Source organism: Gilliamella sp. A7 (assembly GCF_002142015.1).
Taxonomy (GTDB): Bacteria; Pseudomonadota; Gammaproteobacteria; order Enterobacterales; family Orbaceae; genus Gilliamella; species Gilliamella apis_A.
In genome coordinates, this window is sequence record NZ_NASN01000060.1 from 1 (window position 1) to 13,385 (window position 13,385).

Genomic DNA, 13,385 nt, shown 5'->3' on the forward strand with positions numbered 1-13,385 from the left:
TCCTCACACTATAAAACACGATTACTTGTCTATTGTAAAATGGTTATATTTGCTAAACAAATAATTTTAAGTTATAGCAATATAATTTTTAGTTCTAATTTACTCAGAAAAATTTTGAGGAGCGGGGTTTTTGAATGATTAAAAAATGCTTTATTTTTTATTATTTAATGTACAAATTTGGTTTATATTATTGAAATTTTACTAACCGACCCTATTGAGCTATATAGTTGTATATTTAATCACTTTATACTGGTATAATATACAGTTAATCTTTTGTCTATTTATCTAAACACACATATAAGAAGAGATCTATGTCAATTAAAGATATCGATATTCGTGGTGCAAGAACACACAACTTAAAAAATATCAATGTAATTATCCCAAGAGATAAATTGGTTGTTATTACTGGTCTGTCTGGGTCAGGTAAATCATCACTAGCGTTTGATACCTTATATGCTGAAGGACAAAGACGATATGTTGAGTCGTTATCAGCTTATGCTCGTCAATTTTTATCACTAATGGAAAAACCTGATGTTGATCATATTGAAGGTTTGTCGCCAGCTATTTCGATTGAGCAAAAATCAACATCACATAATCCGCGATCAACGGTCGGTACAATCACCGAAATTTATGACTATTTACGTCTTTTATTTGCTCGAATTGGTGAGCCTCGTTGTCCAAACCATAATCTCCCCTTAGCTGCGCAAACAGTTTCGCAAATGGTTGATAGCATTATGTCATTACCATCAGAAAACCGTTATATGTTACTGGCGCCAGTAGTTACTGAACGTAAGGGTGAGTTTGTGAAATTATTCGAACAACTTGCTGCTAGCGGTTATATTCGAGTTCGGGTTGATGGTGATGTTTATGATCTCTCCGATCCTCCGACACTTGAGCTACAGAAAAAACATACTATTGAAGTGGTTGTCGATCGTTTTCGTATTCGTGATGATTTGAAATTACGTTTAGCAGAATCAATTGAAACAGTACTTTCTATTACCAATGGTATTGTTAAAGTCGCGAATTTGGATGATCCAAAAGCTGAAGAACATCTATTCTCAGCCAATTTTGCTTGCCCAATATGTGGCTATAGTATTTCTGAACTTGAACCAAGATTGTTTTCATTTAACAATCCTGCTGGTGCTTGCCCTGAATGTGATGGATTGGGGGTTCAACAATATTTCGATCCAAATCGAATTGTACAAATGCCGGAAGTTTCTTTAGCTGCAGGGGCGATTAAAGGCTGGGATAGACGTAATTTTTATTACTTTCAGATGTTAAAATCGTTAGCTGAACACTATAAATTTGACATCGATCAACCATATCAAAAATTATCTGCAAAAGTGAAAGATATTTTACTAAATGGTTCTGGTGGAGACGAAATACAGTTTGTTTATACTAATGATCGTGGTGACGTTGTGAAGCGTAAACATGCTTTTGAAGGTATTCTCAATAATCTTTCTCGTCGCTATAAAGAAACCGATTCGCAAACAATTCGTGAAGAGTTAGCTAAATATATTAGCCATCGACCTTGCCCATGTTGTGAAGGTTCAAGGTTATGTAAAACAGCTCGACATGTATTTATTAACGATACTAATTTACCAACTATTAGTAATTTAAGTACCCAACAAGCGAAGGACTTTTTTGATAAGTTAACATTGACCGGACAACGGGCGCAAATAGCTGAAAAGATTTTAAAAGAAATAAATGATCGGTTACAATTTTTGATTAATGTCGGTTTAAATTATTTAACTTTATCTCGTTCTGCCGAAACCTTATCGGGTGGTGAAGCGCAACGTATTCGACTGGCTAGCCAAATTGGTGCCGGATTAGTTGGTGTGATGTATGTTCTTGATGAACCGTCGATTGGTTTACATCAACGTGATAATAGTCGCTTGATTGACACATTGACTCACTTACGTGATTTAGGTAATACCGTTATTGTCGTTGAACATGATGAAGAAGCGATTATGGCTGCTGATTATGTTATCGATATCGGTCCTGGCGCAGGTGTTCATGGTGGTGAGGTTGTTGCACAAGGTACGCCAAAACAGATAATGGAATGTAAAAATTCATTAACGGGTAAATACCTTTCTGGTGAAGAAAAAATTGAAATTCCTGTTGAGCGAACCAAAATCGATAAGAAAAAAATGCTATCACTCATTGGTGCGACGGGAAATAATCTTAAAAATGTTACCTTGAATATCCCTGTTGGTTTATTTACTTGTATTACAGGTGTATCTGGTTCGGGTAAATCAACTTTGATTAATGACACTTTGTATCCTTTAGCCCAAAATGAGCTTAATGGTGCGGAAAAAAGTGACATTGCACCTTATGAAGCAATCAAAGGATTAAATTATTTTGATAAAGTTATCGCAATTGATCAGAGTCCTATAGGTCGAACACCACGTTCAAACCCTGCTACATACACTGGATTTTTTACTTCAATTCGTGAACTTTATGCGGGTGTGCCAGAAGCTAGAGCACGAGGTTATAATCCAGGAAGGTTTAGTTTTAATGTCAAAGGTGGACGCTGTGAAGCTTGTCAAGGTGATGGTCTAATAAAAGTCGAAATGCACTTTTTACCTGATATCTATGTACCATGTGATCAGTGTCATGGTGCAAGATATAATCGCGAAACATTAGAGATTAAATATAAAGGCAAATCGATTAATGAAATTCTTAATATGACGGTTGAAGAAGGGCGAGAGTTCTTTGATGCTGTACCTATGATTTCACGTAAATTACAGACTTTAATTGATGTTGGTCTTGCTTATATTACCATTGGTCAGTCAGCAACAACTTTATCTGGTGGTGAAGCACAACGGGTAAAACTTGCAAAAGAGTTATCTAAACGAGATACTGGTAGCACACTTTACATACTCGATGAGCCAACGACTGGTTTGCATTTTGCCGATGTAAAACAATTACTCGCTCAATTACACTCTTTAAGAGATAAAGGTAATACTATAGTCGTGATTGAACACAATTTAGATGTGGTCAAAACTGCTGATTGGATTGTAGATTTAGGTCCTGAAGGGGGGAGTGGTGGTGGCGAAATCATTGCTGAAGGTACTCCTGAAGATGTTGCTAAATCGAAAAAATCCTATACTGGTCAATATTTAAAACCATTATTGCAACGACATAAAGATAAATAATCTAGACTTATATTTCTAAATTACGGTAACCATAGGAGAAGTATTTTGACATTACAAATCATATTAATGATCATCATTGCTTATCTCTGTGGTTCACTGTCTGGCGCCATGATTATTTGCCATCTAATGAAGTTACATGATCCTTCTTTGCATGGTTCTCATAATCCGGGCGCAACCAATGTATTAAGAATTAATGGCCGTTTACCTGCCGTTATAGTATTAATTTTTGATATGTTAAAAGGCACGATTCCTGTCTATATTGCTTATCGAATTGGGATATCACCTTTCTTTTTAGGTATAATTGGTATTTCAGCTTGTCTTGGTCATATTTTCCCTTGCTTCTTTCATTTTCGTGGTGGTAAAGGCGTTGCGACTGCTTTAGGCATGATGGCACCTATTGGACTTGATTTTACTGGTTGTTTTCTCTTAACGTGGTGTTTAGCGTTAATTATTACCGGCTATTCATCTGTGGCTGCAATTGTTGGTTTTCTTTTTGCACCTATATATGTTTGGTTCTTCAAACCTGAGTTGACGTTACCTGTGACAATGCTCTCTTGCTTAATCATTGTTCGCCATAGTAGTAATATTATGCGATTACTTAAAGGGGAAGAACCAAAAAGTTATGCAAGGTATAGCAAAAAATAGCATAATGGGATATTTATTTTTTTAACTGCTAATCATTATTAATGATGAAAATATAAAAAGCATAAAGTGAGTAATTTCATGTTAATTTCTTAGCATTTAATTATTTTTAAATTGAAATAATAGAATATTTCTTGTTTTATAGATATTTGAAACAAGGTATCATTGATTAATTATTATAACTATATGGTAACAAAATAATTCATGCAAATCAGTCCGTTACTCGAATCACTTATTAGTGCACTTCGCTGTTTACCTGGCGTTGGTCCAAAATCAGCACAACGAATGGCATATCATCTATTACAACGTAACCGTCAAGCAGGACTTCATCTAGCTAATCAGCTAAATGAGGCTATGAATAGCATTGGCCATTGTAAAGCATGTAGAACTTTTACAGAACAAGAGATCTGCACTATTTGTGCTAATGTCCGTCGTCAAAGCAGTGATCAACTCTGTGTGGTTGAATCACCAGCAGATATTTTTGCTATTGAGCAAACTGGACAGTATAGTGGTCGGTATTTTGTTTTACTTGGCCATTTATCACCACTTGATGGTATTGGTCCAAGCGATATTGGTCTTGATCTGCTAAAAAGTCGATTGGCATCAGAGTCAATTCATGAGGTTATTTTAGCAACCAATCCAACGGTTGAAGGTGATGCAACAGCTAATTACATTGCTCAGATGTGTAATGAGTTTAATATCGTTGCGACTCGTATTGCCCATGGCGTACCTGTTGGTGGTGAACTTGAAATGGTGGACGGTACCACTTTATCACATTCCTTTGTTGGTCGACAAAAGATAGACTTTTAGTGTTATTTTATCGTTAATCGTAATAGATAAAACAAACTGTTTAGTGGATATTCGTGGATTTTAGCAAAAATTAGAAAGAGAGATGTTATGAAATATAAAGCAGTTGCTTTTGATATGGATGGTACTTTACTGGCGAGTAATCGTTTAATCCTTCCTGAAACAGTAGATATGATCCAAAAAATTATGGATAAAGGCATTAAAGTTATTTTAGTCTCTGGTCGTCATCATACGGTAATACATCCTTATTATTATCAACTCAAATTATCAACACCGGCAATTTGTTGTAATGGATCTTATTTATATGATTTTAAACAACAACAAAATTTTGCTGCAAAACCGATGACTAAACAGCAAGCAAAAACTTTATTGAACTTAATCAATCAATTTGGTATTCATACCATGATTTACACTGATCAAGTTATGAATTATGAAGTTCTTGACGATCATCTAGAAGGATTCTTTGGATGGTTGAATTCATTACCAGAATTTTTACAACCAGAAGTCAAAAAAGTTGATAATTTTGAACAAGTCATTGAACAGGCCAATATGATTTTTAAATTTGCTACCAGCAGCCATAATTTACCTGCCTTAAAACAATTTTCAGATGCAGTTGATGAGCTTGATGAATTCTCTTGTGAATGGTCATGGTCCAATCGTGCCGATATTGCGGTTAAAGGTAATACAAAAGGTAATGGATTAAAACATTGGGCTGAACACGAAAATATTAAATTAAGTGAAATCGTTGCTTTTGGTGATAGTTATAATGATATTAGTATGTTTGCTATTGCTGGACTAGGTATTGCTATGGGCAATGCTGATGATGAAGTTAAAGCCAAAGCTAGTTATACGATTGGTGATAATAATAGTCCTAGTATTGCTAATGAACTTGAAAAATTATTTTTATAGTCAAATGGATTAATTAAAAATGGTTTTTGAGGTTCTTTATCAGGACAATGATTTAATAGCAATCAACAAGCCAGAAGGGTGGTTGGTACATCGTAGCTGGCTTGATAAAAATGAAACAGTGGTTGTGATGCAAACGTTACGTGATCAAATAGGGCAACATGTTTATCCTATTCATCGTTTAGATCGTCCAACCTCAGGCGTATTAATTTTTGCCTTATCTAGCAATATCGCTCGTATATTGTCACAACAGTTTGCTGAAAAACAGATTGAAAAAACTTATCATGCTATTGTGCGAGGTTATGTTGATGGTCAAGATACTATTGACTATCCATTAGTTGAAGAGTTAGATAAAATTGCTGATAAATTTGCCAGCAAAGATAAGCCAGCTCAAGAAGCAATAACCTTTTATAAAGGCCTTAGTAAAATAGAATTACCTATTGCCGTAGGCAAATATCAAACAGCTAGGTACAGTTTTGTTGAGCTAAAACCACAGACCGGTCGAAAACATCAATTACGTCGCCATTTGAAGCATATTTTCCATCCAATTATTGGTGATAGTAAACATGGCGATCTTCATCAAAATCGTGCTTTTAGTCATTATTTTGCTATTAAACGTCTTATGTTACATGCTAGCACTGTCAAAATGATGCATCCCATTAGCCATAAATCATTAACTATTCATGCAAATTTAAGTAAAGAGTGGTTAACAATATTAAAAAACTTCAGCTAAAGTTAATGGCTTTATTGATAATTAATTTAAATTTATTAGTGGTATTTTATTTTTTATGTGCAAAACAAATTTTATTGCATTATTAACTTAGTTACTATAACCTTAAGCCGCAAATCTAAATCTTTAACAAGATCTGCAAAGCACTTATCATCATGTTTTCAAAGTATTGTTAACATTTTCAAGCATTAATAATAATTAAATTTAGTAAATGATTTAGGAAAAACAATGAAACGATTAACTCAGTATATAAGTATCTTCTTTTTAACTTTATTCGCTATTGCGTGTTCATCAGGTGAAAGTTCACCAGAAAAAGTCGCAGAAAAGTATGTATCTGCCATTTATAGTGGTGATGCTGATGCCGTAATAAAAATGATTTATATTCCTGATGAAGAAAAATCTTCCGATGCGAGAACACTAATTACAGGTAAATTGCAAGATGCAGCAATGAGAGCTAAAACTTATGCTGAGCAACATGGTGGCATTGATAAGGTTGAATATCAACCAACCGAATATCTAAACGATGATAAGAGCCGTGCTATTATTAAAATGAATGTAATCTTCAAAGATAGTAAAAATAAAAATGACAAACTTAAATTAACTAAAGTTAATGGTAGTTGGTTTATTGAAGTAGGTTTTTAGTTTTTAACTATATATCTCTAGTCGTTCAGATATATACAAAGTAAATAACTGTAAGAATAAATTGAATTAAATGTTAAGGATGAAATAAAATATGAAATTGTTATTCAAATTTTTAAGTGTGTTTTTATTAGCATTAGTGGTTACCGCCTGTTCCTCAGATGATAATTCGCCTGAAGTGGTAGCTGAGAAATTTATTAAAGATGCTTATAGTGGCAATATTGATGGTATTCTTGATGCTTTATATATTCCTGATGAATTAAAAACTAAAGGTGTAGATATTAAAGTATTAATGAAAAGTAAAATGAAAGTTGCTGTCGACCAAGCAGCTGCTGCAGCAAAACAAAATGGCGGTTTTGATCGAGTAGAATTATCATCGACCGAATATAATAATGATCATACTCAAGCTACTATCAAAACAACTATTATCTTTAAAGATGGAACTAAGAATAATTCAGCGTTATCATTAATTAAAGTTGATGGTAAATGGTTAATTAATGTGAAATAACACTTATAATTATTTGATAACCTAAAAAGGTAATTCTAACCTTTTTAGGTTATAGATAACCAATTTAAATTTTATGAAATTTTCCTATTATATTTTTATTTTTTTCCTCTTTATAAAAAATCCAGTTTATGCTCAAGAATTAGCAAATTTAGATAATTCCTATATAGAAAAGAGTTCATTAATTAATGTTGGGGATTGGATTTTTCGCAGCGGTGTTCAGACAGATAGTTTTATTGTTAAAAAACTTGATGGCGGTATATTTTCTCATATTGGCATGGTTGTTGCTATTCAACCTGAAATAAAAATTATTCATGCCACAACTAATGATGATGAAAATGCCATAAATCAAGTCGTTATTTCAAGTTTAACTGATTTTACTGCCCCTGAATTGGCCGAAAAATATGCCATTGCAAGACCAAATTTTTTAACAGAACAGCAAAAGTCACAAATTATTGCCGAGCTATTAACTAAACAAGGCGAGGAGTTCAAACTTGCTTCTCGTGAAGAAGACCACTTATATTGCACTACGTTATTGTATGACGTTATTATTAAATATAAATCTGATTTTAACCCAGAATGGAAATATGCTAATTTCCCTTTATTACGTGGTTATTATCTATTTCCAAGCGCTTTTGCCAATTATTCTGATATCACTTGGATATATAGTTATCCGGATAACTAAGTAATTAATCTTTAATCAGTCTTTTAGATTAACAATTTATGTTTGACTAGAACTAATGCGAGTAGATTTAAAAAAAAGCGTAATAGAATCATTACGCTTTTTGTTAAAGGTTATTTTAAATTAAGCTTCTAAATAAATAGCCTGCATTTTTTCAAAATCTTGGTCAGTAAAACCAAGTTCTTGTTTAATGTAATTGCTTGGTGTTCCAGCAACTTTTTTCATCGTATTAAGTATTTCTAATACAAAACTCTCCCGAGTATCAATTAGACTTAGCAAGTATCCTAAAACATCCTCATCATCGGTTATTTTTCGATAAGCTTCCATTTTAATTTTATTGCGTTCTAAACGATTATCGTGAGTTAGCATATAATCATAAATAATATCTGATTCAGATACACCTAACATTATCTGAATAAGTAATACGCCATAGCCAGTCCTATCTTTACCGCCACGACAGTGTTGTATACTTGGACTATTGTTACCATCTAATACTACTCTTAACATTTGTCGATAAGCGTTTTTTGACTTTTCACTCAACACAAAGTTACGATATTGTTCAAGAACTTGGATGCCTTCACCATTGACTAATTCTTTCGGAATATCTCTTAACACACTTTCAATTAAAGCTCGATCTTCATTACTTGGATCGGCAGCAAATTGAGCTGCAAGTTCCGCTGTTTGTGCTGAAGCATCAAAATTAAAGGTTTGTTTTTCACCAATTGAAGAATTAGGGCTAGTTTTAATTTCATTTTCACAACGATAATCTATAATTGTTTGGATATTTAATGTTTTAATATATTGTTGCGCATCAGGTTTTAAGCCATGAAGATGATTAGATCGGTATAATAATCCCCATTTTACCGGTTTCCCATTTGCGCCAATATAACCACCAAAATCACGGAAATTATTTAGACCTGTAATTGGTAAAGTTCTTTCGGCAACTAGATACGAAGAATCATTATCAATTTGTAATATCAAATAGATACGACGTTTTGCTTGTAAAGGATCTTCAAAACTAAATGGTGATTTTATATCTTTACTAATTAATGTTTTATTTGTTGTATTAACATTTGCTTCTTCTGTCCAATATAAATCTACACGATGATCTGAATTATTTTCAAATGAGACAGTTAATTGACCTTGCTTATTTCGATTTAATGAAGCTGTTTTAATTTTAACTACCATATTCATTCCTTACTTTAAAATACCAAACATTGAAAATATTACGCCAATCACCATGACCGCTAGTATTAAACTAACTGTATATTTTCCTTGAAACTTCCTAACGATGAAGAATGTAGCTAACGCAAAAAGTAAGGTTAAAAAATTTGGCATGACTTTATCGAACATCTCTTGGACTTTTATCGATTGTTCGCCAACACTAATTGTTAGCGGTGTGGCGACTTTGACTGTTGACGCAATGAGCGAGCCCAAGACCATGACACCAACAACATTGGCTAAATTACTTATTCTTTGGATAATATTTGAATTTTTTGATTGCTCAATTAAATCAACCCCTTTGTTATAGCCATAATGAATAAAGAAATATTTGCTTAGGACATTAACAAGGTTATAAATTAAAAACATTAATATTGGGCCAATGATATTGCCTTGTAACGCAAAAGCAGCACCAATACTACCGCAAATTGGCATCCAAGTGAATTTAAGTAAACTATCTCCTAAACCTGCAAAAGGGCCCATTAAACCAGCTTTAACTGAGACAACCGCATCTTTTTCTTCTTCACTGGTTTTCTCTTCCATTGCAGCGGTGACACCCAAAATTAACGCGCCAGCATTGATTTGTGTATTAAAAAACTCTAAATGGCGTTTCATTGCTCGGATACGAGTTTCTTTATCAGCATCCTTATAAAGGCGATCTAATACTGGGGCCATACAATGGGCAAATCCTATCATTTGCATTTTTTCATAGTTATATGAAAATGACATGGTTTGTAAGTTCCAAAAGATACGATTCAGATCTTTTTTGGTAATTTTATGTAGAGTACTCATAGATCATATTCCTCTTCAGTGTTGCTATTCGTTGATATTTGGTTATCGGATGATTCATTATTATTACTGGTTCTGCTGTTAGTTGACGCCATGTCATATAAGACTGCGAAAGCTAGGGCAATAAATGTCACAGGAATAATCGGTAATTTTAAATAGGTTGTTAGCATGAAACCTAATAGGAAAAAGAACCACATTCTGCCTTTAAGTAACATCAGTAATAAAATACAAATACCTACTGCTGGAATTAATTTGGAAGCAACACCCATACCATCAATGATACTTTTTGGAATCGCATCTAAAATAGTTTTAACTAAATCACTACCAAAATAAATTGCAATAAAACAAGGAACAGCACGAATTAAAAACCAAAGTGGTGTTGAGAAAAAATGAACTTTAGCTAGCGCTTTATAATCGCCATTTAAAACAGAACGTTCAGCCCAAGGATTTAAAAAACAAGCGAATGAGCGCCATATAATAAGCAATTGTTGGCATAATAATGATACAGGTACGCCTAATGCAATACCAGTAGCAATACCTCCGCCAGTGGTAATACCTAGTGAAACCCCGATAATGGCACCGGCAACAATGTCTGGTGCTGAATATGCACCTACGTTACCAATACCCATCCACATTAACTCTAGAGTGGCACTAATTGCTAGCCCTTGAATCATATCACCCATAATAATACCAGCAACGGTACCTGTTAATAATGGGCGACGTAACATCTGCGGACCAACATCATCCAATGAACAAATTCCCGCCCAAATGGCGACAAGAATAGCTTGCGTTAACATATGTTAACCTCCAAATGATAAATAAATATTTTCAAACATTATTTAATTAAGTAGTGATTGCAGATCGACTATTGGATCTTTAGGAACCATCTGCACCTCAACTGGAATATTCTTAGCAATAAGATTTTTGAATGCTTGTTCCTCTTCAGGTGTTACTGAAACCGCTCTTGACAATTGATGTCGGCCATCTTGCATTCGCATACCGCCTACATTCACTTTTTCTAGTGATAATCCACCTTCAACTAACGCATTAACATCAATACTGTTAGTGAAAAGCAACATGGTTCTTTTTTTGATAGGGGTCTTTTTCAAAATTTCGATAAATTGTTGTACCCCAAACACTAAAACTTTTAGATCAGGGGGTGCCGACATAGTGAGTACTGATTGCTGAACTTTATCACCGGCAACTTTATCATTAATAATTAATACTTGTTCTATATCATAGTTTTTTACCCAAGTAGTAATAACTTGTCCATGAATCAAACGATCATCAATTCTTGCTACATTTATTGGCATTAGTCATCTCCTTACAACTCATTAGATTGTTCTTGTTGAACATTTAAAATCTGCCGAACATCTTTACAGCTTTCAGGAAAAGTTTCCTCAATAGCCAATTTGGCATCATTTAATGTTCCTTCACGATTATTTAAAACTTCAAGTAATACTGGAATATTAAAACCACAAAACAACAAAACATCGTCATGTAATATCAGTAGTTCCGAGGCTAGATTGCAAGGGGTTCCTCCCATAATATCTACCAATATAATTACGCCATCGCCTTGATTAAGTTTTTTATAACTACTTTGCATTTCTTGACGTAAATTATCGATATTACTATCAATTAGAACTGATATAACATGAACGTTTTCTTGTTCTCCCATAAGCATTTGTGCACACTCTAATGCGCCTTGAGCAAATGGACCATGACTGGCTAAAATGATGGGTAAAGAACGTGGCATATAAATTTCCTTGTTTTGTAATTTTGTTACTAAATCTTGTTATTTATTTAGTAATAAAATTACATCTATAGAGGCGAATAGTCATCTACTTTTTAAGAAATTTTTATGATTTTGTGAACAAGATCAAATTTATGTAGAGAAAGAGGGCTGTTATAACTAACAAATTAGTTCTAATTCTTGCGTATTCCTTTTTGGAAGTTATTTTATTGTTTCGAAGGATATTTACGTTTTTCTCTATTTTGAATTTGTAATAGTAAACGTTCATCATATTGGCGAATAAATAAGTTAGTTAAGAGCATATTTACTACAGATATTTGAGAGATTTTAGAGCGTATTGGTATTAATCTTGAAGCATGCTCCATAGATGTAGTATGTAACACTAGGGTGGCTAAGGATGAAATCTGACTTTGGCCCATTTTAGTGATCGCAAGAGAAGGAACCAAAGATTGGCCGGCTAGTTTTAGTAACTCAACACACTCAGGTGTTTCCCCTGAATGTGAAATAATAATGATAAGATCATTCTTATCTAATGTGCTGATAAGACTACGAGTAACATGAGCATCGAAGTGACAATTGACATCTTTTTTTATTTTGATAAGTTGATATTCCAATTCTTTACCAACTAAACCACTGCTGCCGACACCAAATATAACTATTTTTTGACAATTAATAATTAAATCAATGGCATTATTGAGTGCATGAATATTAACAATGGAGTGAGTTTCATCGATTGAGGATTTTTCCATTGCTTGGACTTTACTATTAACATCAGCAAGAGAATCATTCAAATTGATATCATCTTGTAATATTTCATTATTAAGTTTTTTTGGGATTGAGCCAATAAGATCGACTTTAAAATCACTGAATCCTTTGTATCCTAATTTATTACATAGACGTAATATAGTAGTGGTGCTTACGTGATTAAGTTTTGCTAATGTTTGGATACTCATATTCTTGAGTGCTTGGGTATTTTCAATAATATAACCAGCAACTTTAAGCTCTTTAGTTGATAGGTCTTTTTTTACTTCTCGAAGCTTTAACTCAATCACTAGCCACCTCAAATGTACTGTTCTATTATTATAAGTATATAAAATTTGTTCAGGAAATTAAAAAAATTTAACTTTAACAGATTAAATTATATACAACTTAAAATGTGTTAATCAAAAGTAATCGAATTAAAATAAAGGTAATTACGCTATATCCCGATAACTATTTTAAGCATAATTTACTCAACAAGGTTAAATTTATTTATAAAAAAACCCGCTAATTGAAGTGACCCCCAATAGTTGGACAACCAATTACTGGGGGTCTTTTTATGTCAAAATATAGTCGAGATTTAAAAATTATCATAGCTAATGAATTCTTATCAGGAGAATCATCGGAGAATCATCGGAAATTCTTTCAAAAAAATATGCGATATCTGCTCGTCAGATTCGATATTGGTCCCAAGTGGTTGCGATTCATGGGGGTAACGCCTTTCAACCAACACCTCATTTACGTCATGCCGAAGCAAGATTACAAGCACTAAAATTAATGTGGACAAATAATTG

At 33.4% G+C, this 13,385-nt stretch carries 14 protein-coding genes; 8 read left to right on the forward strand and 6 right to left on the reverse strand.

Features of this window, described 5'->3' with window-relative positions:
* Positions 1-317: 317 nt before the first annotated feature.
* From uvrA to B6D18_RS11110, 8 genes are all read left to right on the forward strand, one after another.
* Positions 318-3,158 carry an excinuclease ABC subunit UvrA gene (uvrA, locus tag B6D18_RS11075; RefSeq protein WP_086364506.1) on the forward strand — a complete coding sequence of 947 codons (2,841 nt, stop codon included), beginning with the start codon at positions 318-320 and terminating at the stop codon, positions 3,156-3,158.
* A gap of 45 nt (positions 3,159-3,203) precedes the next feature.
* Positions 3,204-3,803, forward strand: coding sequence for a glycerol-3-phosphate 1-O-acyltransferase PlsY (gene plsY, locus B6D18_RS11080; RefSeq protein WP_144063986.1), 600 nt, complete (start codon positions 3,204-3,206; stop codon positions 3,801-3,803).
* A 201-nt stretch (positions 3,804-4,004) separates the two neighbouring features.
* Entirely contained in the window at positions 4,005-4,610 is a 606-nt protein-coding gene (gene recR, locus B6D18_RS11085; protein ID WP_086364494.1) for a recombination mediator RecR, read from the forward strand.
* A gap of 87 nt (positions 4,611-4,697) precedes the next feature.
* On the forward strand, positions 4,698-5,516 hold the full coding sequence (locus tag B6D18_RS11090) for a pyridoxal phosphatase (RefSeq protein ID WP_086364495.1): 819 nt from the start codon (positions 4,698-4,700) through the stop codon (positions 5,514-5,516).
* 19 nt (positions 5,517-5,535) lie between these two features.
* Complete coding sequence (truC, locus tag B6D18_RS11095; RefSeq protein ID WP_086364496.1) at positions 5,536-6,246, forward strand: tRNA pseudouridine(65) synthase TruC; 711 nt, start codon at positions 5,536-5,538, stop codon at positions 6,244-6,246.
* A gap of 225 nt (positions 6,247-6,471) precedes the next feature.
* Entirely contained in the window at positions 6,472-6,885 is a 414-nt protein-coding gene (locus B6D18_RS11100) for a DUF4878 domain-containing protein (RefSeq protein WP_086364497.1), read from the forward strand.
* 91 nt (positions 6,886-6,976) lie between these two features.
* Positions 6,977-7,390: a DUF4878 domain-containing protein gene (locus B6D18_RS11105; RefSeq protein ID WP_086364498.1), complete on the forward strand. Its 414-nt coding sequence runs from the start codon at positions 6,977-6,979 to the stop codon at positions 7,388-7,390.
* A 73-nt stretch (positions 7,391-7,463) separates the two neighbouring features.
* On the forward strand, positions 7,464-8,072 hold the full coding sequence (locus B6D18_RS11110; protein WP_086364499.1) for a YiiX/YebB-like N1pC/P60 family cysteine hydrolase: 609 nt from the start codon (positions 7,464-7,466) through the stop codon (positions 8,070-8,072).
* Positions 8,073-8,192: 120 nt separating this feature from the next.
* Here the strand turns inward: B6D18_RS11110 and B6D18_RS11115 are convergent, their stop codons facing one another.
* From B6D18_RS11115 to B6D18_RS11140, 6 genes are all read right to left on the reverse strand, one after another.
* Positions 8,193-9,257 carry a tyrosine-protein phosphatase gene (locus tag B6D18_RS11115; protein WP_086364500.1) on the reverse strand — a complete coding sequence of 355 codons (1,065 nt, stop codon included), beginning with the start codon at positions 9,255-9,257 and terminating at the stop codon, positions 8,193-8,195.
* A gap of 9 nt (positions 9,258-9,266) precedes the next feature.
* Positions 9,267-10,082, reverse strand: coding sequence for a PTS system mannose/fructose/sorbose family transporter subunit IID (locus B6D18_RS11120; RefSeq protein WP_086364501.1), 816 nt, complete (start codon positions 10,080-10,082; stop codon positions 9,267-9,269).
* Entirely contained in the window at positions 10,079-10,876 is a 798-nt protein-coding gene (locus B6D18_RS11125; RefSeq protein WP_086364502.1) for a PTS sugar transporter subunit IIC, read from the reverse strand. The genes B6D18_RS11120 and B6D18_RS11125 overlap by 4 nt, the downstream gene beginning before the upstream one ends.
* Positions 10,877-10,918: 42 nt before the next feature.
* Positions 10,919-11,392 carry a PTS sugar transporter subunit IIB gene (locus B6D18_RS11130; protein WP_086364503.1) on the reverse strand — a complete coding sequence of 158 codons (474 nt, stop codon included), beginning with the start codon at positions 11,390-11,392 and terminating at the stop codon, positions 10,919-10,921.
* 11 nt (positions 11,393-11,403) lie between these two features.
* On the reverse strand, positions 11,404-11,835 hold the full coding sequence (locus B6D18_RS11135) for a PTS sugar transporter subunit IIA (protein ID WP_086364504.1): 432 nt from the start codon (positions 11,833-11,835) through the stop codon (positions 11,404-11,406).
* A 203-nt stretch (positions 11,836-12,038) separates the two neighbouring features.
* A complete protein-coding gene (locus B6D18_RS11140) occupies positions 12,039-12,884 on the reverse strand; it encodes a MurR/RpiR family transcriptional regulator (RefSeq protein WP_086364505.1) in 846 nt (281 codons plus the stop codon).
* Positions 12,885-13,385: the final 501 nt, after the last annotated feature.